This is a genomic window from Pikeienuella piscinae, assembly GCF_011044155.1.
GTDB classification, from domain to species: Bacteria; Pseudomonadota; Alphaproteobacteria; order Rhodobacterales; family Rhodobacteraceae; genus Pikeienuella; species Pikeienuella piscinae.
Genome location: NZ_CP049056.1, coordinates 3,349,392 through 3,371,940 on the forward strand (window position 1 = coordinate 3,349,392; position 22,549 = coordinate 3,371,940).

19 protein-coding genes are annotated in these 22,549 nt (G+C 65.8%); 12 read left to right on the plus strand and 7 right to left on the minus strand.

Going from position 1 to position 22,549, the window contains the following annotated elements:
* Positions 1 to 3: 3 nt before the first annotated feature.
* From G5B40_RS15935 to G5B40_RS15945, 3 genes are all read right to left on the minus strand, one after another.
* Complete coding sequence (locus G5B40_RS15935) at positions 4 to 1,197, minus strand: efflux RND transporter periplasmic adaptor subunit (protein ID WP_165100528.1); 1,194 nt, start codon at positions 1,195 to 1,197, stop codon at positions 4 to 6.
* The gene (locus tag G5B40_RS15940; RefSeq protein WP_165100529.1) at positions 1,185 to 1,775 is read right to left on the minus strand and encodes a TetR/AcrR family transcriptional regulator; all 591 of its coding nucleotides are present in this window, start codon (positions 1,773 to 1,775) and stop codon (positions 1,185 to 1,187) included. The genes G5B40_RS15935 and G5B40_RS15940 overlap by 13 nt, the downstream gene beginning before the upstream one ends.
* A gap of 86 nt (positions 1,776 to 1,861) precedes the next feature.
* The gene (locus G5B40_RS15945; RefSeq protein ID WP_211907351.1) at positions 1,862 to 2,998 is read right to left on the minus strand and encodes an Ldh family oxidoreductase; all 1,137 of its coding nucleotides are present in this window, start codon (positions 2,996 to 2,998) and stop codon (positions 1,862 to 1,864) included.
* Positions 2,999 to 3,057: 59 nt separating this feature from the next.
* Between G5B40_RS15945 and G5B40_RS15950 the strand changes: the two genes are divergently transcribed.
* The 7 genes from G5B40_RS15950 to G5B40_RS15975 all read left to right on the plus strand — a co-directional run bounded on the left by G5B40_RS15950 (position 3,058) and on the right by G5B40_RS15975 (position 12,495).
* Positions 3,058 to 4,005 (plus strand): TAXI family TRAP transporter solute-binding subunit, encoded by a 948-nt coding sequence (locus tag G5B40_RS15950; protein ID WP_165100532.1) that lies wholly within the window; start codon positions 3,058 to 3,060, stop codon positions 4,003 to 4,005.
* A 76-nt stretch (positions 4,006 to 4,081) separates the two neighbouring features.
* Entirely contained in the window at positions 4,082 to 6,091 is a 2,010-nt protein-coding gene (locus G5B40_RS15955; protein ID WP_165100535.1) for a TRAP transporter permease, read from the plus strand.
* The gene (locus G5B40_RS15960) at positions 6,088 to 6,312 is read left to right on the plus strand and encodes a hypothetical protein (protein WP_165100538.1); all 225 of its coding nucleotides are present in this window, start codon (positions 6,088 to 6,090) and stop codon (positions 6,310 to 6,312) included. Before G5B40_RS15955 ends, G5B40_RS15960 begins: the two co-directional genes overlap by 4 nt.
* A 25-nt stretch (positions 6,313 to 6,337) precedes the next feature.
* On the plus strand, positions 6,338 to 7,240 hold the full coding sequence (locus G5B40_RS15965; protein ID WP_165100541.1) for an NAD(P)-dependent oxidoreductase: 903 nt from the start codon (positions 6,338 to 6,340) through the stop codon (positions 7,238 to 7,240).
* A gap of 22 nt (positions 7,241 to 7,262) precedes the next feature.
* The gene (gene araD, locus G5B40_RS15970) at positions 7,263 to 8,993 is read left to right on the plus strand and encodes an L-arabinonate dehydratase (protein ID WP_165100544.1); all 1,731 of its coding nucleotides are present in this window, start codon (positions 7,263 to 7,265) and stop codon (positions 8,991 to 8,993) included.
* A 142-nt stretch (positions 8,994 to 9,135) separates the two neighbouring features.
* The gene (locus tag G5B40_RS21030) at positions 9,136 to 10,032 is read left to right on the plus strand and encodes an ATP-binding protein (protein WP_211907352.1); all 897 of its coding nucleotides are present in this window, start codon (positions 9,136 to 9,138) and stop codon (positions 10,030 to 10,032) included.
* A 6-nt stretch (positions 10,033 to 10,038) separates the two neighbouring features.
* The gene (locus G5B40_RS15975) at positions 10,039 to 12,495 is read left to right on the plus strand and encodes an acetyl-CoA carboxylase family protein (protein ID WP_211907353.1); all 2,457 of its coding nucleotides are present in this window, start codon (positions 10,039 to 10,041) and stop codon (positions 12,493 to 12,495) included.
* A gap of 11 nt (positions 12,496 to 12,506) precedes the next feature.
* Here the strand turns inward: G5B40_RS15975 and G5B40_RS15980 are convergent, their stop codons facing one another.
* From G5B40_RS15980 to G5B40_RS15990, 3 genes are all read right to left on the minus strand, one after another.
* On the minus strand, positions 12,507 to 13,196 hold the full coding sequence (locus tag G5B40_RS15980) for a TetR/AcrR family transcriptional regulator (RefSeq protein ID WP_246209572.1): 690 nt from the start codon (positions 13,194 to 13,196) through the stop codon (positions 12,507 to 12,509).
* A 140-nt stretch (positions 13,197 to 13,336) separates the two neighbouring features.
* Entirely contained in the window at positions 13,337 to 14,116 is a 780-nt protein-coding gene (locus G5B40_RS15985; RefSeq protein WP_165100550.1) for an SDR family NAD(P)-dependent oxidoreductase, read from the minus strand.
* Positions 14,117 to 14,199: 83 nt separating this feature from the next.
* Complete coding sequence (locus G5B40_RS15990; protein WP_165100553.1) at positions 14,200 to 15,495, minus strand: 3-hydroxyacyl-CoA dehydrogenase; 1,296 nt, start codon at positions 15,493 to 15,495, stop codon at positions 14,200 to 14,202.
* A 377-nt stretch (positions 15,496 to 15,872) separates the two neighbouring features.
* On the opposite strand from G5B40_RS15990, the gene G5B40_RS15995 reads away from it, so the two are divergent.
* The 5 genes from G5B40_RS15995 (at position 15,873) to G5B40_RS16015 (ending at position 20,606) form a co-directional block, all read left to right on the plus strand.
* Positions 15,873 to 16,334: a MaoC family dehydratase gene (locus G5B40_RS15995; protein WP_165100556.1), complete on the plus strand. Its 462-nt coding sequence runs from the start codon at positions 15,873 to 15,875 to the stop codon at positions 16,332 to 16,334.
* Between the two features lie 225 nt (positions 16,335 to 16,559).
* A complete protein-coding gene (locus tag G5B40_RS16000; RefSeq protein WP_165100558.1) occupies positions 16,560 to 17,522 on the plus strand; it encodes a class I SAM-dependent methyltransferase in 963 nt (320 codons plus the stop codon).
* Between the two features lie 12 nt (positions 17,523 to 17,534).
* Entirely contained in the window at positions 17,535 to 19,091 is a 1,557-nt protein-coding gene (locus G5B40_RS16005; protein ID WP_165100561.1) for an MBOAT family O-acyltransferase, read from the plus strand.
* 13 nt (positions 19,092 to 19,104) lie between these two features.
* Positions 19,105 to 20,196 carry a hypothetical protein gene (locus G5B40_RS16010; RefSeq protein ID WP_165100563.1) on the plus strand — a complete coding sequence of 364 codons (1,092 nt, stop codon included), beginning with the start codon at positions 19,105 to 19,107 and terminating at the stop codon, positions 20,194 to 20,196.
* A complete protein-coding gene (locus tag G5B40_RS16015; RefSeq protein ID WP_165100566.1) occupies positions 20,193 to 20,606 on the plus strand; it encodes a VOC family protein in 414 nt (137 codons plus the stop codon). Before G5B40_RS16010 ends, G5B40_RS16015 begins: the two co-directional genes overlap by 4 nt.
* Positions 20,607 to 20,610: 4 nt before the next feature.
* Here G5B40_RS16015 and G5B40_RS16020 read toward each other — a convergent pair whose 3' ends face one another.
* On the minus strand, positions 20,611 to 22,533 hold the full coding sequence (locus tag G5B40_RS16020) for an HAD-IIIC family phosphatase (protein WP_165100569.1): 1,923 nt from the start codon (positions 22,531 to 22,533) through the stop codon (positions 20,611 to 20,613).
* Positions 22,534 to 22,549 lie beyond the last annotated feature (16 nt).

The window sequence follows — 22,549 nt, forward strand, 5'->3', positions numbered from 1 at the left end:
ACCTCAGCCTTCGCGCTTGGCGGCCGCGGCGGCGCTTTCCAGCGCGTCGGCCCGCGTCCAAGGCTCGGGCGTGACAATGGCTCCGGGGCGGATCTTCTGGAAGCCCTCGACGATCACTTTATCGCCGGGCTCCAGCCCTTCCTCGATCACCCAGCGCTCGCCGATGACCCGGCCCGTGGACACGGCGCGGATCTCGACCCTGTTTTCCGCACCGACGATATAGAGTTGCGCCTGGCCGCCGGCGTCGCGTTGCACCGCCTGCTGCGGCACCGCGAGCGCGCCCTGCTCGACGCCCTGCTGGATGCGGACGCGGACATACATGCCGGGAAGAAGATCCCCCTCCGGGTTGGGGAACTCGCCACGGAGCGTGACCTGGCCGGTGGTCACATCCACCGTCGCCTCGGAAAAGAGGAGCTTGCCGGCATGAGCGTACTCGGTGTCGTCATCGAACATCAGGTGGACTGCGGCCGCGCCGTCCTCGTCGCGCTCCAGTCGTCCAGCCTCATACGCGCGGCGCAGCGCGAGAAGCGCGTTCGAAGGCTGTGTGAAATCGGCGTAGATCGGGTCAAGCTGCTGAATCGTCGCGAGGTTCTCGACATCCGTGGGCGAAACCAGCGCGCCTTCGGTGATCCGGGCGCGGCCGATCCTGCCGGCGATCGGCGCTCTGACCACGGTATGCTTCAGGTCGATCTGCGACGACGCCATCTCCGCTTCGGCCACCGCGACGCCGGCGTTCGCGCGGGCGAGACCGGCCACGGCGTCGTCATATTGTTGCGCGCTGACCACCTTGCGGGCGCGAAGCTCCACCTGCCGGTCGGCGAGTTGCTGGGCCGCGACACGCAACGACTCCGCCTGGGCGAGCACCGCTTTCGCGCGGTCGGCCCGCACCTGAAATGGTTCGGGGTCGATTCGGTAGAGCGGATCGCCGGCCTCCACCACCGTGCCCTGACGGAAGACCCGCTCGATGATGAGACCGGAAACCCGCGGCCTGACCTCGGCGATCCGTGTCGGCGCGATTCGGCCGGGCAGTTCGTTGACGACGGGCAGCGTCTCGGGTGTCGCCTCGACCACCGCGACCGCCTGCGGCGGCATCTGCGGCGGCGCCGAGGCGGCTTCATTCTTCCCCGACTCCTCGTCGCAGGCGGCGAGAAGGATGAGGACGCCGAGCGCGGCGAATGCGTGTTTCATACGGCGCATCGGGCGCCTCCTTCGGATTCGGATCTCGTCAGGCCCCGCCGGGCGAGTCGGGTGATGTCGTCCAGCGTCCGGCGGCGACGGTCGGGATCGAGTTGGAGAATTTCGAAGCGTTCGAGGCAGTGCAGCCCCTCGATGGCGAGAAAGGCGATAAAGGCGTCGTCGGACGTTGTCGAGGTTTGGAGGATCTCGTCCAGGACCCGCGCGTAATGGGCGCGAATCGGCGCTGCAAGTTCGTTGTTCTGCGCGATCGTCGCACTGAGCGAGAGAATGACCGCCCGGTCGTCTTCGCTCATCTCGCGCCGAGCGAGCGCGATACGGGTGCGGATTCCCGAATCGGGCGCGGCGTCAAGCGCGGCTCGGATCTCGTTCGCCGTGTTTTCCTCGGCCGCGATCCGGCGCTCGATCAGCGCCAGCAACAGCGCCTCCTTGTTCTTGCAATTGTAGAGCACCGTCGATTTGCTGACGCCCGCTTCCGCCGCGACGGCGTTGAGCGTCACGCGCGCGGCGCCGTCGCGGCGAACCACGGCCTCCGCCGCGTCGAGCAGCGCGTTTCGATCTATGGATCGTTTTCGTCCCATTGCAATTCACATATCCAACCGGGCGGTCGGATATGCTGCCGCGCGCAATCCGCGTCAAGCGCCGATTGCGGAGCCTTCGCCGGCTGTCACCCGATCGCCGGGGCCTCAACCCCCAGTCCGGCGGCGGCGGCGACGAGGCTGTTCCATATCTCCGCAGGCAACGGCACGCCGGAGAGGCTCCGCTCGGCGCGCGCCCGGCGTTCCGGGTCGCCCGGGATCATCACCGGCCGGCCCGGATCGGCCGCGCGCGCGCCGCGGACGAAATCGATGTATGAGGCGACCGCGCCGCCCCAGCCGAATCCGTCGTCGAGCCGCGCCGGATCGGCGTAGATCGACAACATGCCATTGTAAGGGCCTTCGCCCGGCCCCGTCGCGCCCGATCCGGTGAGCGCCCCGGCGAGAAGCTCGCAGGCGAGCGCGAGGCCGGAGCCCTTGTGATCGCCCATTGCGGTCAGCGCGCCCGATCCGGCGCGCGGGTCCGGCACCGCGCCCGGCGGCGTCTCGCCATAGAGCGCCCGGGCATCGTCGGTCGGGCGCCCCTCCGCGTCTATCAGGCTGCCGCGGGGCGGCGGCTTGCCGCCTTTGAGCGAGACTAGAACCTTGCCCTCCGCCGCCGTCGAGGTCGCGAAATCCAGAAGGAAATCGTCGCCGCCGGGATTCGGCACGCCGACGCAGACCGGCGCCGTCGATATCCGCCGCTCGGCCCCGCCGAAAGGCGCGACCAGCATCGAGTTGGCGACGTTGACGAAATGGATCGAGACGAGACCCTTCGCCATCGCCCGCTCCGCCCATTCTCCGATCCGGCCGAGATGGCCGGCGCGGCGGAGCGCGATCACCGAGACGCCGTGCGCGCCTGCGCGTGCGATCCCGTCATCCACCGCCTGCGCGCCGACGGTTTGGCCGAAGCCGAGCCCGCCGTCGACCAGCGCGAAGGCGCCGCCGTCGATCACCGTTTCGATCTTCCTGCCGAAATGCATCTGGCCGCGCTCCGCGTTCTGCAGATACCGCGGCGTGCGAACTACGCCATGGCTGTCATGGCCGGAGAGATTCGCCATGACGAGGTTCGCAGCGATGTTTGCCGCCTCCGTCCGCCCGGCCCCTGCGGCGGCGAAGATGTCGGCGATGAAACCGCTGAGCCGCCCCTCCGGCAGCCTGAGCTCGTCAGCCTGACGCCCCATAGTGTTTCCCGCCTTTTTGATCGCCCTGTTCTTCAACCTAGACATCCCATGACGTTCCCGACAATCTGCAGATGCAAAAAAAACGAGATCCCCGGGAGGATAGGATGAAACTACTTTACGGCATGGCAGCGCTCGCCCTGAGCGCCGCGCCGCTTCACGCGGACGAGTTCGTACGCATGGTCTCCGGCCCCGCCGGCGGATCCTGGTATCCGCTCGGCGCCAAGATCATGCAGGTGATGGAGGAGAGCGTCGAGGGCATCTCCACCTCCAACACGTCGGGCGGCGGCGTCGGAAATGTGAAGGCTGTGAACGCGGGCGACGCGGAAATGGGCTGGTCCTACGGCCACACCACGGCGAACGGCTATAACGGCGTCGGTTCGTTCGACAAGAAACAGGAGAATGTCCGCCACTTCGCGACACTCTATCCGTCATATTTCCAGACCGCCGTGCCCGCCGACAGCGATATCCAGTCCTACGCCGACATGAAGGACAAGAATATCAGCCCCGGTCAGGCGGGCTTCACCGGCACCGCGTTCGCGGAGTCGATTCTGGAATATTACGGCTTCGATTTCGAAGACATCAAAGCCAATGGCGGCACGGTCAGCCATGCGAGCTACACCGAGTCCGTCGCGCTGATGAAGGACGGACATATCGACGTCTACATGGCGGTGACCTCGATGCCGCAGGCGTCCTTCATCGAACTGGAGCAGAGCCCCGGCATCCGCTTCATCGGCATTCCCGAGGACGATCTCCAGAAGATCATGGACGCCAATCCGGGCTATATCCCGGGGGTGATGCCGGCGGGCGTCTACGAGAGCGTCAAGGAGGAAACCCCGACGCTCGGCGCTGTGGCGAATATCGTCATCAGCAAGGACGTGCCGGAGGAGATCGTCTACGAGATGTGCAAGGCGTTCTGGGCGAACCACGACACTTTCGCCGAGGTCAAGGGCATCTGGAACCGGGTGAAGCTCGAATCTGCGCTCGACGGCGTGGCGATCCCGGTGCATCCGGGCGCGCAGCGCTGTTATGATGAGCTTGGTGTTAGCGGCTGAAACCAGACAGCTTTGAACGTCCGGGCGTTCTTCTGAACGGGCGCCCGGGCGGACTGCGCGCCGAGCGGGTCCCGCCATGACCACGTCTGAAACCATCACCTATCATGAACGCCAGGAACCTGGTTTTCTTGAACGCATTCTGCTGGATCGCCGTTACTCCGCCCTGAACGCGTTGCTGTTCTTCTGCGCCGCGATCAGCGTGGCGCTAGCGATCTTTCACCTTTTCGCTGCGGTCTTCGGAACCCCGGAAGGCCGCTCCTTCCGCTCCGTGCATCTGACGGTGATGCTCGTGCTGGCGGTGTTGATGAACCCGCTTTGCCGCGTCACGATGCGCGATCCGATACTTGTTCCGGGTGATCCGAAGAACGGCGTTCGCGCGCTCGGTTTCGGGATCGACCTGTTCCTCGTCGCGTCGGTGATCATCGTGCAGGTCTGGACGATATGGGATGTCGGCGCCTTCCAGATGCGGATGGGCGAAAAGACGCCGGGCGACTTGCTGATGGGCGCGATCCTGATCTTCATGGTCTTCGAGGGAACGCGTCGCGCAGTCGGCTGGGCGATGGTGTTCATCACCGGCTTCTTCATGCTCCACGCGCTGTTCGCTGACCATTTCTTCGGCTTCTTCTACGGGCCGCCGGTGAGCTGGAGCAAGTTCATCGACGTCCTGTTCATGAGCTCAGACGGGATATTCGGCATCCCGCTGCATGTCTGCGCGACGTATATCGTCCTCTTCATCATCTTCGGCGCGGTGCTGATCCGGTCGGGCGCCGGGCGCTTCTTCATCGATCTCGCGGTCTCCCTGACCGGGCACAAGACCGGCGGTCCGGCCAAGGCGGCGGCGGTTGCGTCGGGCTTCATGGGCACGGTCTCCGGCTCGGCGGTCGCGAATGTCGTCACCACCGGCTCCTTTACCATTCCGCTGATGAAGAAGGTCGGCTACCGCGCGAAATTCGCCGCGGCGGTGGAGGCCTGCGCCTCCTCCGGCGGGCAGATCACGCCGCCGATCATGGGCGCGGCCGCCTTCATCATGGCGGAGTTTCTGGCCGTCCCCTACACGACCATCATCATCGCCGCGATCATCCCGGCGCTGCTCTATTTCGCGACGATCTACTTCATGGTGCATCTCGAGGCGGAGAAACGGGGCATCGCCTCGATCCCGAAGAACATGCTGCCGCAAACCCGCGAAGTGCTGCGCCGGGGCTGGCATCTGCTCATCGCCCTGGCGATCCTGATCGCTTTCCTCCTTTACGGATTCACGCCGATGAAGTCGGCGTTCTACGGGCTCGCCGCCATCGTCGGGCTGAGCTTCGTCAACCCGGCGACGCGGATGAGCCCGGTCGATCTTTTCGCCGCGCTGGAGGCCGGGGTGCGCGCATCAATCCCTGTCTCCATCGCCTGCGCCTGCGCCGGGATCATCATCGGCTCGGTCTTCGTTTCCGGTCTCGGGCTGAAATTCACCCAGTCGGCGATCGAACTGGCGGACGGAAACCTGCTGATCCTTCTCGGGCTCACCGGCGTCGCCTCGATCATCCTCGGCATGGGAATAACGACGACGGCGGTCTATATCACCGTCGCCGCGCTGATCGTGCCGGCGCTGATCAAGATGGGGGTCGAGCCGATCGCGGCGCACATGTTCGCGTTCTATTACGGCGTCGTCTCTTCTATCACCCCGCCGGTCGCGCTGGCCGCCTTCGCCGGCGCCGCCATCGCCAAGACCCCGCCGATGGCGACTGCGGTGGAGGCGACGCGGGTCGGCGTCGCAAAATACATCGCGCCGCTGATCTTCGTCTATAACCCGTCGCTCCTCTTTGTCGGGCCGCTCTGGCTGACCGCGGTTTCCGCTGTTCTCGCGCTGATCGGGCTCTGGGTGTTGACGATGGCGCTGGAGGGCTGGTTCGAGGGCGCGGTGGATCCGCTGCGCCGCATCGGTCTGCTGGCGGCCGCCACCCTGCTCCTCTATCCGCCGGTTCCGCCGTTTCTCGGCGTCGCCGGCTGGTGGGCGACGCTGGCGGGGGCGGCGCTGGCCGCGCTTTGCGTCGGGCCGAGAATCGCCGCCCGGCGACTGGCGGGGAGGGCGGTGCGATGAAGGATGTATTCCTTGGCAGGCCGGTTCACTGGCTGGTTGTCTTGGCGTTGATCGCGTGCGGCTGGATCGCCGGCGGGATGCGGCTCCACGTGACCGATTTCAACCTCTATGTCATCGCGCTGGGCCTGCTCTCGGCCGCTGCGCTCGCCATTGTTATCTGGACCACTGGCGATAGCGAGCAGGTCACGCGGGACCCGATCGAGGGTGAAGAGACGGAGTGACGCGTCGAGCGAAAGGAACACGAACATGACGGAATCCGGGGCGCCGCCGGTGATCGCCGTAATGGCTCCGGGCGAGATGGGCGCGGCCGTCGCCGCCGCGTACGTCCGCGCCGGGGGGAAGGCGCTGACGGTTCTCGCCGGCAGGGGCGCGGAAAGCTGCGCGCGGGCCGAAGAGGCGGGGCTGACCGCATGCGCGGATCTCGATGCGCTGGTCGCCGGGTGCGATCTCTTCCTCTCCATCGTTCCGCCCGCCGCCGCCGTCGATCTCGCGGGCGCGGTCGCGGATGCGATTCGCCGGACCGGCGCGGCGCCGGGTTTCGTTGAGTGCAATGCGATCTCGCCCGCCAAGGTCGAAACCATCGCCGCGCTTTTCGCGGGAACCGGAGTCGCTTTCGTCGATGGCGGCATCGTCGGCATGCCGCCTGGCGGCGGCGGCGCGCCTAATCTTTATGTCTCCGGCGCCGATTGTCCGGCGCTCATGCGGCTGGACGGGGTCAGTTTCGCAATTCGTCCTCTCGGCGGGACGCCCGGCGCGGCCTCCGCGATGAAGATGTGCTACGCGGGCGTCACCAAGGGGGTGAACGCCGTCCTGATGTCGGCGCTGTTGACGGCGGAAGGGTTCGGTCTGACAGAAGCCTTCATGACGGAGCTTTCCGAATCCCAGCAGGGGCTTTTCCGGCGGCTGGAGGTGAGCGCGCCACGGCTGCACGCCGACGCCGGCCGCTGGGCGCCGGAGATGCGCGAGATATCCGCGAGCTTCGCGTCTCGCGGTCAGCCGGGCGAGATTCACGAGGGCGCGGCCCGGCTTTACGAAATTCTGGACCGCTCGCCGCTCGGGCGGGAGACGCGTCGCACGCTGGACCGTAGCCGGACCGCGGTGGAGGCGGCGCGCATTATCGACGCACACAATCGGGGCGAGGTCGAATGAAACCCGCCCTTCGGAGATTCAGATGAGCAAGACCTACGCCGATCTTCGCAGCGCCCGCTGGTTCACCCCGGATGATTTTCGCGGCTCGGGGCACCGCTCGCGCGCCATGCAGATGGGTTATGCGCCGGAGGACTGGGAGGGGCGCCCGGTCATCGCTATTCTGAACACCTGGTCGGACGCGCAGCCCTGCCACGCGCATTTCAAGGACCGGGCGGAATGGGTGAAGCGCGGAATCCTCCAGGAAGGCGGCTTCCCGATGGAGCTGCCGGCGCTGTCGCTCTCCGAAAGCTTCGTGAAGCCGACGACTATGATCTATCGCAACATGCTGGCGATGGAGACCGAGGAGCTCCTGCGCTCGCATCCGGTCGATGGCGCGGTGCTGATGGGCGGCTGCGACAAGACCACGCCGGCGTTGATCATGGGCGCGCTTTCGATGGGCCTGCCGTTCATCTACGTGCCGGCCGGGCCGATGCTGCGCGGGAACTACGCCGGCAAGATATTCGGTTCCGGCACCGACGGGCTGAAATACTGGGACGAACGGCGCGCCGGAACGATCACCAAGGAGCAATGGACCGGGATCGAGGGCGGCATCGCGCGCTCCTACGGCCACTGCATGACGATGGGCACCGCCTCCACCATGACCGCGATCGCGGAGGGGCTGGGCGTAACCCTGCCCGGCGCAAGTTCGATCCCCGCCGCCGACGCCAATCATCAGCGTATGGCGGCCGCCAGCGGGCGGCGCGCGGTAGAGATGGTGTGGGAGGACCTGACGCCGGAGAAGATCGTCACGAAGGCGGCGGTGGAAAACGCGCTCACAGTGGCGATGGCGACCGGCTGCTCGACGAACGCGCTCATTCACCTGATCGCCATGTCGCGCCGCGCCGGGGCCCCGATCGGGCTTGAGGATTTCGACCGCGCCAGCCGCGTGACACCGGTGATCGCCAATATCCGCCCCTCCGGGAAGGAATACCTGATGGAGGATTTCTTCTACGCTGGCGGGCTGCGCGGGCTGATGGCGCAACTTGGCGACAAGCTCGATCGCTCGGCGCTGACGGTGACGGGAAAACCGCTTGGCGACGGGTTGGAGGGCGCTGAAGTCTACAACGAGGACGTCATCCGCTCGCTTTCCAACCCGGTCTATCACGAAGGCTCGCTCGCCGTGCTGAAGGGCAATCTCGCGCCAGATGGCGCAGTCATCAAGCCTGCCGCCTGCGACCCAGCTCTTCACGTCCATTCCGGTCCGGCGTTGATCGCGAACTCCTATCCCGAACTGAAGGCGATCGTCGACGATGAGGATCATCCGATGTCGCCGGACACCGTGCTCGTCCTCCGGAACGCCGGTCCGCACGGTGGGCCGGGGATGCCGGAATGGGGCATGTTGCCGATGCCGAAGGCGCTTCTGAAGCGCGGAATGCGCGACATGGTGCGGCTTTCGGACGCCCGCATGTCCGGCACCGCCTTCGGCGCCTGCATTCTCCACGCCGCGCCGGAGGCCTATGTCGGCGGGCCGCTGGCGTTGTTGAAGGATGGGGATATCGTCGATCTCGACATCCCCAATCGCAGCCTGAACATGCGGGTCGACGAGGAGGAGCTGGCGCGAAGACGCGCGGAATGGAAGGCGCCGCCGCCGCGCTATCAGCGCGGTTACGGGTATCTCTTCACCAAGCATATCCAGCAGGCCGACAAGGGGTGTGATTTCAATTTTCTACTGACCGAGTTCGGCGACCCCGTCGATGAGCCGGTCATCTTCTGATCGCGCGCGCGGCTTTCCGCATGACGGGGCGGGGCGCTCGTCGCCGCGAAAAGGGGGGTGCGATTGGCGAGCCTCCGGCGGCGGCCTCGCCTCTCGCATCGCGCCCCAGGGTCGGAAATGAAGGATTGTCTGGAGAAAGCTCGTGCCCAAGACAGCCCTGTTGATCGCAAATCGCGGAGAGATCGCTATTCGGATCGCGCGCGCCGCGCGTGATATGGGCGTTCGGGCGTTCATGGTTTACTCAGAGCACGACGCTGGGAGCCTGCATCTCAGGGCCGGCGACGAAGCTGTCGCGCTGCCCGGACGCGGCGCGGCGGCCTATCTCGACATGGGTGCGATGATCGGAGCGGCGAGAGACGCCGGGTGCGGCTCCATCCATCCCGGCTACGGGTTCCTCGCCGAGAATGGGAATTTCGCCCGGGCATGCGCGGAGGCGGGCGTCGCCTTCATCGGCCCCTCGCCCGAGCATCTCGACCTTTTCGGTGACAAGGCGCGGGCGCGCGAAGCGGCGCAGGCGGCGGAAGTTCCGGTCATCAAGGGAATCGACCGGGCGGTGACGCTGGACGAGGCGAAGGCCTTCTTCGCGGCCGAGGGGCCGGTGATGCTCAAGGCGGTCGCCGGCGGCGGCGGGCGCGGCGCACGCGCGGTCCTTGAAGCAGAAGAGCTTGAACCCGCCTATCGGCGTTGCGCCTCCGAAGCGAAGGCGGCCTTTGACGACGATGCGCTCTATGTCGAGGCGTTCATCCCCCGCGCGCGCCATGTCGAGGTTCAGATCCTCGGCGACCTGCACGGCGCGGTGACGCATCTCTTCGAGCGCGAATGCAGCGTGCAGCGGCGGTTTCAGAAGCTGGTCGAGATCGCGCCGGCGCCGGCGTTGGATGACAAGTTGCGGCGCGAGATGATCGAAGCGGCGCTCCGTCTGGCCGGGAGTGTCGGCTATCGAAACCTCGGCACGTTCGAGTTCCTCATCGACATCACCGGGCGCGCGGGCGGACAGCCTTTCATCTTCATCGAGGCGAACGCGAGACTTCAGGTCTAACATACCGTGACCGAAGCGGTGACTGGCGTCGATCTGGTGCAGACGCAGATTCGCCTCGCCGATGGCGCGACGCTGGCGGAGCTGCGGCTCGACGATCCATCCGCCCATACGCCGCGCGGTTACGCGGTGCAGGCGCGGGTGAACATGGAGACGATCGGCGCGAACGGCTCTGTCCGTCCGTCCGGCGGCGTGATCGAGGCTTATGATGCGCCGGGCGGGCCGGGTGTTCGCGTCGACGGGTTCGGTTACATTGGCTACGAGACCAGCGCGGCCTTCGACTCGCTCCTCGCCAAGGTGGTTTGTCAGGGCCAGGATTTCGCCACCGCAGCCAGGCGGACCTGCCACGCGCTGGACGAATTCCGGATCGGGGGGCTGACGACCAACATCGCCTTCCTGGCAAATATTCTCGCCCATCCCGATTTCATCGCCGGCCGGACGCATACGAGGTGGGTCGATGAGAAGGCCGGGGACCTTGCCCCGCCGCCGACCACGGAGGAGGTAAAACCTGCGCCCGCTCCGGCGGCGGCGAAGGATGGCTATGCGGGCGCCCGCGTCGTTAGCCGCGATCCGCTGGCGCTATTTGCGCATGGAGCCGAGGTGAAGGCGAAGCCGGCGCCGGATGCGCCGCCCCACGGGGCCATCGGTCTGACGGCGCCGATCCAGGGCACCATCGTCTCCATCGACGTCGCGGTCGGCGACGGGGTGACCAGGGGCCGTCCGGTCGCGGTGATCGAGGCGATGAAAATGGAACATGTCGTCACCGCCGAACAGAGCGGCGTGGTGCGCGAAATCACCATGGCGGTGGGCGACGTGGTGCGCGCCGGCTGGCCGATCGTCGTTCTCGACGACGCCGATATCGATGAGGGTGACATCGACTTCGGCGCGGAGGCCGTCGACCCCGATCATATCCGCGCCGACTTGCAGGAGGTGATCGACCGCCGCGCCTGGACGCTGGACAAGAACCGGCCGGAGGCGGTGGCGCGGCGGCACGCGCGCGGTTTCCGGATGATCCGCGAGAGCGTCGATCAACTGCTCGATCCCGGCTCGTTCAAGGAATACTGGCCCCTCGTCGTCGCCAGTCGCCACCAGCGCGCCGACATGGAGACGCTGCGCCGGACCACCCCGGCCGACGGGGTGGTCGCCGGAACCGGTTCGATCAATGGCGATCTCTTCGATGACGAGCGCTCACGCGCCATGGTCGTCGCCTATGATTACACCGTGCTGGCCGGGACGCAGGGACGGATCAACCACTACAAGCAGGACCGCATGTTCGAACTGGCGAAGCGGTTCCAACTGCCGGTGGTGGTGTTCTCCGAGGGCGGCGGCGGGCGGCCGGGCGACGACGACCACGGGCCGTGGATCGCCTTCGACACCGACACGTTCACGCAGTTCTCGCGGCTTTCCGGACTCGTCCCGCTGGTCGGCGTCAATAACGGCCGGTGCTTCGCCGGCAATACCGCGCTTCTCGCCTGTTGCGACGTGATCATCGCGACCGAGGCTTCGACCATCGGGATGGGCGGGCCGGCGATGATCGAAGGCGGCGGCCTCGGCGTCTATACGCCGGAGGAAGTCGGGCCGATGTCCTTTCAGGTCCCGAACGGCGTGGTCGATATCCTCGTGAAGGACGAGGAGGCGGCGGTCGAGACCGCGAAGAAGTATCTTTCCTACTTTCAAGGGCCGGTTGCGGCCTGGGAGGCCGCCGATCAGCGTCCGCTTCGCCATGTCGTCCCGGAGAACCGCGTGCGGCTTTACGACATGCGCGAAGTGCTGCGAACCATCGCCGACAAGGGCACCGTGCTGGAGATCCGCGAGAAGTTCGGCCCCGGTATCATCACCGCCTTCATCCGCGTCGAGGGCCGGCCGTTGGGCGTGATCGCCAACAACCCGCATCATCTGGCCGGGGCGCTGGATTCGGCGGGCGCCGACAAGGGCGCGCGCTTTCTTCAGCTCTGCGACGCGTTCGATATTCCGGTGCTCAGCCTGATCGACTGTCCGGGGATCATGGTCGGGCCGGAGCATGAAAAAACCGCGCTGGTCCGGCATGCGGCGCGGCTGTTCAACACCGGCGCGAACATGACCACGCCGCTCTTCAGCGTGATCGTCCGCAAGGCCTATGGCCTCGGGGTTCAGGCGATGTGCGGCGGCAGCGCCCTCGTCGGGTTTGTAACCGTCGCCTGGCCGACGGCGGAATTCGCGGCGATGAATATCGATGGGGCGGTGAAGCTCGGTTACCGGAACGAACTGGCGGCGATCAGCGACCCCGAGGCGCGGCGCGCCGAATTCGACCGGCGCGTGGCCGCGGCGCATGAGCAGGCGCGGGCGGTCAACGCTGCTGTTGGCGGCGGGCTCGACGACGTGATCGACCCGGTCGACACCCGGAGCTGGATCGCGGAGAGCCTGAAGCGCCTGCCGCGACAGCCCCACCGGGAAGGCAAGAAATACCCCTATATCGACACCTGGTGAGGCGACCGCGTTCAGGGTTCCGGCACGCGCAGTCGATCGACCATGGCCATGATTCCGTCGATCACGGTCCGCATCTCCGTCTTCTGATCGATATCGCGGGTAAGCCAGTCTCGAAGAGGCGCGAAAGCGTTGGAAAAAATGATAAAATTCGCGACCACTTCGACCCGTTCGTCATCGGACGCGGCGCCGGTATGCTTGCGGAGATAGATCGAGAGCGACTCGAGCAGATGCCTCTCACGTTCATGGAGCGCGCGGCGATCCTGCGCGTCGAGATGCGGAACGGCGCGATAGGCGAGCATGGTGCCGTCGCGGCGCGCGTTCCAGCCTTCGGTGAAGAACGCGCGCAGGATCTCCTCCAGCGGGGGGCCTTCCGGGTCCGCAAGGCGCTCGGGTAGGGTCGGCGCGCTGGAGCGGAACCAGAGCCGGTTCAGCAATCGCCGGAGGATGTCCTGCTTGTTCGCTACATAATCGTAGATGCTGGCCTGATTGACACCGGAACGAGCACAGATGTCGCGTATCGTCGTGGCGGCGAACCCTTTTTCGAGAAACAGCGCGAGCGCTGCGTCGAGCAACTGTTCGCGGCGCATTTCGATCAGCGCGGGATTGCGGATGAGGTTGACCTCGGCCTCGACGAGATCGCGCGAGGCGCCGCCTTCCGGAGAAACGGGGCCGGCGGTTGTGGTATTCCCGTTCTCCGTCAAAATTGGTCCTTCCATCAAGCGCCGGTCGGCGGCAATTCACAGTTCGAAGGATGCGCCGCGCGCCTCGGCGTCAGCGTGGGCCGGGCCAGCCGCGCGTTCGCGCTCCGCAAATCCAGTGCTTGATATCCGCCGTCCGTGTCTCAGGTCCACATATTCGTGCCGCCGCAGACCGTGAGCGCCTGCCCGGTCATGTATCGGCTGGCGTCCGAGCCAAGGAATACGGCGACTCCTCCGAAATCATCCGCTTCGCCAAGCCGGCGGAGCGGGATCTCGTTCTCCGCGCGCGCCTTCGCCTCCGGGTTGTCCCAGAGCGCCCTGGCGAAATCGGTGCGCACCAGGCCGGGGCAGATTGCGTTCACCCGTACGCCGGCGGGCCCGAATTCTTGCGCGAGATTGCGCACCAGACCGATCAGCGCGAGCTTCGACATGCCATAGGTCCCGAGCGTGAGCGACGGCTTGAAGGCGCCGACGCTGGACGTGAACATGATCGAGCCCGCGCCCTTCGCCACCATATCCGGCAGCACCATCCGCGCCAGCCAGAGATTGGAGCGGACATTCGTCGCCATGCTCTTGTCATAGGCGTCGTCACCGATCTCGGAGATCGGGCCGTAATGAACATTGACGCCGGCGTTGCCGATCAGAATGTCGATGGGCCCGGCGACGGCGCGCGCCGTCTCCACCAACGCCCGCAACTGCTCCTTGTGGCCCGCGTTGCAGGCGACGGCGTGGGCGCGCTTCGCGCCGCAGGTCGAATTGATCGCGGCGGCGGCCTCGTCCAGCTGGTCCTGCTTGCGAGACGAGATCACCACCGTCGCGCCATGCGCCGCGAGCGCCTCCGCCATCGCCCGCCCCATGCCCTTGGAGGCGCCGGTCAGCAGCGCAACCTTACCGGTCAGGTCGAAAAGGTTCTCGATGGCCATCGTTCATGCTCGCTTTCTTGAATTGGAGAGTTAGAAGTGTTGCGCTTCGGTAGAGGCCGCGATCGCTGGTCTCGTCAGGCGGCTCAGGTCTTCAGCCCGCCAGTTTCAATATCGACGAAGCGGCCGCCCGACGCGGCGAGCCGTTTCAGCGTCTCGGCGGGGGCGAAGGCCGGATCATCGGCCGCAAGCGCCTCCATCCGCGCGAGCACCGCCTTCGCGCCGACCAGGTCGCCGTAGAACATCGGCCCACCCTTGCCGGCGGGCCAACCGTAACCGTTGAGCCAGACGATATCGATATCGGACGGGCGCTGAGCCTTGTTCTCCTCGAGGATCTTCACGGCTTCGTTGATCATCGGAAAGATGCAGCTCTCGACGATCTCCCGCCTGTCGGCCTTCGTGGGCTCTGCACCGGTGATTTCGCGGATTACCTTCGCGGTGACGTCGGACGGGGTGGGGCGGCGTTGCTCGTCGTAATCGTAATAGCCTGCGCCGGTCTTCTGGCCGCGCCGGTCCATCTCGCAAAGCGCGTCGCGGATCGGGTTGTCGGTCTTCGCGTCCTTCGACCAGCCGATGTCCAGCCCGGCGAGATCCGACATCTGGAAGGGGCCCATCTTGAAGCCGAATTCGTTGATCGCCGCGTCCACGTCCCAGGGCATGACGCCCCGATAGACCAGCTTCATCGCCTGCGCCTGACGCGCGAAGAGCATCCGGTTGCCGACGAAACCGGGACAGACGCCGACCAGCACCGCGACCTTGCCGATGGTCTTCGCCAACGCCATGCAGGTCGCGACCACATCGTCTGCGGTCTTCTCTGCGCGGACCACTTCAAGCAGTTTCATGACGTTGGCGGGCGAGAAGAAATGCGTGCCGATCACGTCCTGGGGCCGCCTGGTGACGGCGGCGATCTCGTCGATATCGAGGGCGGAGGTGTTGGTCGCGAGAATGGCGCCCGGTTTCATCACCCGGTCGATTTCGGTGAATACCTTCTTCTTCAGGCTCATATCCTCGAACACCGCTTCGATCACCATATCGCAATCGGCGAGGTCGGGGATGGCGAGACGGCCGTCGAAGCGCGCCATGCGAATGTCGACTTCATCCTGAGGAAAGCGGCCGCGGTCGGCGCTGCGCTGATAATTGGCGCGGACGACTTTGAGCCCGTGGCGGAGCGCCTCCTGCGTCGTCTCGACGATGCGGACAGGAATGCCGGCGGAGGCGAAATTCATCGCGATGCCGCCGCCCATCGTCCCGGCGCCGATAATCCCGACCGAGCGGACAGGGCGGAGCGCGACATCGTCAGGAAGGTTCGGAACTTTCCATGCAAGCCGGCCGGCTTCGGCGACATACTCGGAAACGTCTTTGGCGGCGGGGGCGGTCGTCATAGTTTCAGTCTCCTCGAAGAGTCGGCCGGGGCGCATGCGCTGCGGAGGCTGATCGCGTGTTCGCGCCAAATCAAGGGGGGCCTTTCCCGCGCCCGGGCCGGTTTCGGTTTTCAGGGCGAAGCCGAAGGAGGGAACGAGGCCGCTGCAAAGGGCGCAATCACCGAAGCCCTGTCTGAAGGATTGGTGAGGAGCGGCGGACATCTCCCCGACTGTCGTCAGGGCTTGCATTGGATAATCTGGCGGAAGAACTATTCGGGTGCGCGGCCGCCCAAGGCCGAAAAAAGGATAAGCGCCATGAAAAAGGGCCGTCATCCATCGGACGATACGCGTCGGCGGCGGCATGGGCGTCGAAGGCCCTTTCGAAGCGGCCTGAGAGGATGCTGACTGTCAAAAGGCCCGAGGATCTCGCCGATCATGTCGGCGAGGTGATCGGCGTCGGCGAGTGGCTGCTGGTCGATCAGGATATGATCGACCGCTTCGCTGACCTCTCCGGTGATGACCAGTGGATTCATGTCGACGCGGAGCGGGCGAAAACGGAAATGCCGGGCGGAAGCACCATCGCCCACGGGCTTCTGACGCTCTGCCTTTCGCCGCGGCTCTCCAAAGGCCATCTGACGGTTGAGGAACTGCGCATGGCCGTCAATTATGGCATCAACAAGCTCCGGTTCACCGCCCCGGCGCCCGTCGGCGCGCGGCTCAGGATGCGTTCGCGGATCGCCGCCGTCACGCAGAGGCCGGATGGCGCCGTCATGGTTGCGACAGAGCGGGTGGTGGAGATCGAAGGTGCGGAAAAACCCGCCATGGTCGCCGAGACGGTTTCGCTCCTCTACGGCGCCTGAGCGGCGCTGGGGGACTCAGGCGCCGCCGCGACGGCCGCTGCTGGTCGCGCCAAGATTTGTGTGTGTAGAAGGGACTTGCGGTGAAATCGCGGCTGTTGAACATTGCCGGCGCGCCGTTTATATCGAGCGCCGGCGCGCCGGGCCGCCCTGTGACCCGTCGTTTCCGAGCCGAGGCCAGATCGGAGCGCGCGCGGTCGCGCGGCCCGGAAAACCGATGGAGACGTCATGTCAGCCAGCGCCAAGACCGTAGCGGACCGGCAGGATCTCTATGAGCGGATCGGCGACAGGGACGGGCTGCGCCGTCTCGTCGATGTCGTTCTCGACGTCTGGCCGGAGCACGCGACCTATCTGAAGCAGAGTTTCGCCATTCGCGGTCGCGCGCTGCTCGACACGAGCGACCATATGGCCAAGGCGATGCTGACGCTCGCTGGCGACAATGCGCGAGAGACGGCGGAGGATTACCGCTGGCTTTGCAGTCAGATCCAGGAAGAAGAACTCTACTTTGCGCGCAACGACGCATATCGTTATTCGAGCTTTCAGGAGACGAACGCGAACGTCTATTCGGACGACGACTTCATGCGCCGATATATGCATGGCCTCCTCTTCAGCCACGTGCTGTGGTTCATGCACCTTTCGAGCCTGCATTTCTTTCGCGGACGGCTGGAGGCGCGGATACCGGAAGGCGGCCGGGTTCTGGAAGTCGGCTCCGGACACGGGCTACTGCTCTATCTCGCTCTGCGTGATCTCGGGATGGCGGAGGCCGTCGCCTGGGATCTGAGCCCGGTGTCGCTCGAACAGACGCGCCAGGCGCTTTCCCTGCTCGGCGCGGTCGACAGGGCCGAATTTGTTGTGCAGGACATGCACGCTGTGGAGCCCGGCGGAGAACCTTTCGATCTCGTGATCCTCAGCCATCTCCTCGAACATCTCGACGATCCGGTCGACGCGCTGAAACGGCTGAAGCCGGTGATCGCGAAGAACGGCCATCTCTTCGTCAACATCCCGCTGAACGCGCCGATGCCGGACCATCTGATCCTGCTCCGCGATCCCGATGAGGCGGTGAAGATTCTGACCGATGGCGGCTTCCGCGTGCTGGAGATCGCCTCCCACACCACGCAGGGGATCACGCTTCCGAAAGCGCTTCGCCGCAAGATCGCCGTGACCTGCTCGATCATCGCCCAGCCGACCTGATCTCAGCCGAAGATGCTGTTCAATTCACTGGTCTTCATTCTCGGCTTCCTGCCGGTCGCCGTAATCGGCTATTATGCGCTGGCGGCCACGCGGCTTACGTTTCTGCGGCTGCATTTCCTCGTCCTGATGTCGCTGATCTTCTATGGCTACTGGACGCCGCAGTACACGGTGCTGCTGGCTGTCTCGGTGATCGGCAACTACCTTCTCGGACTGATGATTTCCGCGGAACGGACGGGCGCCGGGGCGCGCCGCGCGCTCGTCATCCTTGGCGTTCTGCTCAATCTGGGCGCGCTCGGCTATTTCAAATACGCCAACTTCTTCATGGACAATCTCGCTCTCGTCTTCGGCGACGGGTTCGCGATCGAGAAGATCGTCCTGCCGCTTGCAATTTCGTTCTACACCTTCCAGCAGGTCGCCTTCCTTGTCGATCTGGGCCGGGGGCAGATCCGGCTCGGCGGCCCGATCGGCTACACCGCCTTCGTGATCTTCTTTCCACAACTTATCGCTGGCCCGATCGTGCAGTTTCAGGAACTCGTTCCACAGCTCGTCGCGCGCCCGCGCCTGCGTCGGGCGCTCGAGAACATCCTGATCGGGTTGACGATCTTCGGCATCGGCCTGTTCAAGAAAACCGTTCTGGCGGACAGTGCGGCGCTGTACGCCTCGCCGGTTTTCGACGCCGCGCGCGACGGCGCCGCGCCGGGGTTGGCGGCGAGCTGGGGCGCCGCTTTCGCCTATACTCTGCAGGTCTATTTCGATTTCGCTGGTTATTCCGACATGGCGATCGGGCTTGCGCGCATGTTCGGGATGAAACTGCCGCTCAACTTCCATTCGCCGCTGCGCTCGCGCAGCATCAACGACCTCTGGCGCCGCTGGCACATGACGCTCGGACGGTTCGTCCGGACCTATGTGTTCTCGCCGCTCTCGCTGCCCTTGGCCCGGTGGTCGGCGGAACGCGGGCATGGACGCTGGACCGGACAGTTCGTCTCCGTCCTGCTGCCGCTCTTTATATCCATGATCATCATCGGCGTCTGGCACGGCGCCGGATGGACGTTTTTCCTATTCGGGGCGATGCACGGCGGCTACATGGTGATCAACGAGGCGTGGAGCTTCGCTCGGCGCCGCCGCAAGGGGCAGGGCCGGCCGCCGGAATGGCTGGCCGCGCTCTTCGCCGGGTGGCGCGCGCGGGCGCTGACCTTGCTGGCTTTCGTTGTCGCCTCGGTGCCGTTCCGCGCCGAAGGAATGGCGGCGGTCGGGCGCATCTTCGGCGGCATGATCGGACTCAACGGGGAGTCCGGGTTCGCCGCCGCGTGGCCCCTCGGCGTCGGCGGGCTGCTGGCGCTGCTGGCGATCGGCTATCTGATCGTGTTGCTGGCGCCGAACACCCAGCAGATCATGGCGCGGACCGGGCCGGCGCTCGACTGGCCGCAATGGCGCGAGGTCGGGTCTCCGGTGATCTCCTTCCGCTGGAAGCCGGAGCCGGCGTGGTGTTTTGTTGGCGGCGCCGTCTTCCTTCTCGGCCTCGCCTTCGTCCTTCGCGGAACGACCGAGTTCATCTATTTCAACTTCTGAAGGAGCGGAGCCGATGGCGCCGAGCGACGCCCGGACAGACATCGAAGCTGACGAGCCGTCCGCGCTGACGGAGCGCGCCGCGCGGCTTCTGCTCTGGATGGTGGCCGGCCTGGTCGCCGCCGCAGCGGCGGCGATCGCGCTGCCGCACGATCCCTATCTCCGCTATCAGCAGCTCTCCGACACGATCCATCACCGTGTCCAGTGGAGCTACGAGCGGATTCATTTCGACCCGACGCCGATCGACGTCGCGGTGATCGGCAACTCGCGCCTCGGCGCCGGGGTGAACGCGCCGGCGCTCGGGCGGGAGTTGAGCAAACGGCTCGGGCGGACGATTCACGTCGTCAATCTTTCCACCCCGCAGGAGGGGCGGAACATGCACTGGGTGATGGCGCGGGAACTGTTGGAGACGCGGCCCGAAACCTCGCTGGTGGTCATGTCTCTGACGGAAACCGGGCCGCGAAGAACGCATCCGGCGTTCCGCAATCTGGCGACGGCGTCGGATGTGCTGACGACCCCGGCCCTGATCAATTTCGACTGGCTTAACGACGTCGCCTATCTGCCCTATCGTCAGATCAGCCTCGCGATCCAGAGCCTTGCGCCGGGGCTGTTCGGGCTGAAAACGGCGTTCGATCCCTCCACGTATTCGGGGCCCGACCTCGACACGACGGGAACCATCACGCTTCCCGGTGGCCAGGTTCTCGAGCGGGAAGTCGCGCCGCCGGAGCCCGAGCTTCGCGCCGCGGCGAAGAAGCGGATCGCCGGCGCCTCCCCGCAGATGCTGCCGGACTGGGCGGCGGACTACGAGTTCGTCGTCGAGCGCGCCTATACGAGACGCATCGCCCGGCTCGCCGCCGCCACCGACACCGCGCTCGCGTTCCTCTACCTCCCTATCTACACCGATCACGGCGGTGTCGACGAACTCGGGTTTTACGAGGCGAAGGGTGAAATCTATCTGGCGAACCAGTTGATCGACGCGGCTGCGCTCTATCATGACTACGGGCATCTCAATCGCGCCGGCGCCGACGAATTGACGAGATGGCTGGCGGCGCGCATCGCGGATGACGTCGATAGCGGCGCGATCCATCTGGGGAGAGAGGCGAAATGAAGGAAATGTTCCGCGACTACCGCCTGCACCATGTCGGCGTGATCGCCCCTGACATGGAGAGCGCGGACGCTTTCATGGCGCTCATGGGGCTTGAGGAGGATTACCGGGGCTATGTCGATCCCTGGTCCTGCTGGTGTGTGTTCACGAAGGCGCGGGACGGCGCGACGATCGAGCTTGTGGTGGCGGATTCGGGCCCGCTGACCCGTTTCAACAAGGGCGTGGGCGGTGTTCACCATTTCGCATTCGAGGTGGAGAGTCTGACCGCGACCATGGAATGGTGTGCGGAGAAGGGAATGAAATGCGTCTCGCCCGAGCCGGTGAAGGGGGCGGGGAATTTTTGGTGCAATTTCCTCAACCCGGTCTACACCCGCGGCGTGCAGATCGAGTTTGTCGAGCCGTTCCAGCCGTAGACCGTCAGGTCTTGATCTGGGTCCGCCTCTCGGCGCCGATGATTTTCATCGGCGGCGTGGCCGCCTCGAACGACGCAAGGTCAAGCGCCCAGCGTGTCCCACCTCCCGGCGTGGCTCCGCATTCCGTGAAGCCGAGCGCGGCGAAATGGCCTTCGACCATCTTGTTCTTCGCGCTCGGAATATAGTCGCCGATCAGCCGTTGCGCCCCGGCGGCGCGGGCGGCGGCGGCGACTTCCGCGAGGGCGGCCTCCTCGACCCGGCGCCCCAGGACGCGGCAACTCATCAGCCAGGTGTCGCAGATCCAGTCCTCGGCCCCGATTCGGAAGATGACGACAGAGATCATGCCGTTATCGCCAAAACGATCGGTCAGGCGGATCTGCAGGTCGAATATCTTCGGGTCCGCCTGCATTTCCGCGACATCGGCCTCAGTATAGCGCCGCGTCGTCAGGTTGAACTGATTCGACTTGTTGATGAGCTGTGCGATTCGCGTGCGACCGACTTCGTCGAAGGGGCGCAGGTCGCACACCATGTCGAGCGAGGCGAGATAGGCGTCGTAATCGCCGATCTTCTCCATCTCCTGCACCCGCGCGGCGTTGGCGCGGTATTGTTCGGCGCGCTTCGCGTCATCCGCGGAAAGACCGACCGTCTCGAAATAGCCGGCATGGGCGAGCGCCGCCGGATACCAGGCCGGATCCTCCGGCAATTCGGGGACCGCGACTTCGGGCAGCATCTGACGCACGCGGGCGCGCTCCGCCGGATTGTCGTCAAGAAAGACCAGCGCGTCGACGCCGATGTTGAGCGCCTTCGCGATCCCCCGGATGTTTGTCGCCTTGTCGGTCCAGTTCGCGACGAAAACCGCGATATCGTCCTCGCGAAGCAGCATGTCCGGATGCTCGCGGAAGGGAAGGCGGGCGGCGTCCTCCTCGTTCTTGGAGCAGACGGCGAGGACCACGCCGCGCGCCTTGAGGGCAAGCGCCTGCGCCTGAATCGCGAGAAAGGCCTCACCCTCCGGCGAGCCTTGGCCGACGCGCACGCCTTCGAGCCCGTCATCGCCGATGACGCCGCCCCAGCAGGTGTTGTCCAGATCGAGCACCAGGCATTTCCGCGCCTTTCCGCGGATCGCCCCGAGAACGCGCGCGACATGGTCGGCGTAGAGCGGCGTGAGATCGAGCGAAAATGGCAGCTTGGCCCTGTTCCATTCCAGGGGATCGAACCATCTGCCCCGGCCGACCGCCGCCGAAAGCGCGTCGGCGTCCAGCAGAACGGCGGCCCGCGCATCCGCGAGCGCGCGGAGCCGGGTGTTGAAGGCCGATATCTGCGCTGGGACGGAGCCCGGCGCGCGCATGTCGAAATGACCGGACCATGGCTCCGCGGGTATCGGCGCGGTCTGCAGGATCACGGTGCGGACGCCGGCGCGCTCAAGCCCGTCGATCATGCCCGCGGTCTCGGCGATCGCGGCGGTGATGGCGGCCTCGGCGGCGTCCGGATCCATCGTCGGCGCATTCAGCCCGAGGCCGCGATGATCACGCGCGACGAGCGCGACGTCCGCCTTGAATCGCGCAAGGTCGCTTGCCGGGTTCATCGCTTCGCGCACAGCGGCGCCATAGGCGGGGGCGAACATCTCCGCCAGCACGCCATGACGAAGCGCGCTGACGCGGATCGCCGGAACGGTGAAATCGGTTGTCGCGTCGGCCAGCACCGCCAGGCGCATCGGTGAGAGCGCGCCAGGGTCGATCCGTCCGGTGATCCGGTTCAGCGCGCGGTCGAATTGAAGCAGCTGGTTCAGATCGAGCGCGTGATTGGCGAGATCGGCCAGTTCGCCCCCGGCCACACGCCCCTCATCCGCGCCAAGCGCGCGCATCTCACGACGGAAATCCGCGGGCGCGCGGCGCAACCAACTCAGCGCTTCCATTGAAAATTCCGCCATCAATCGCCTCCACCCC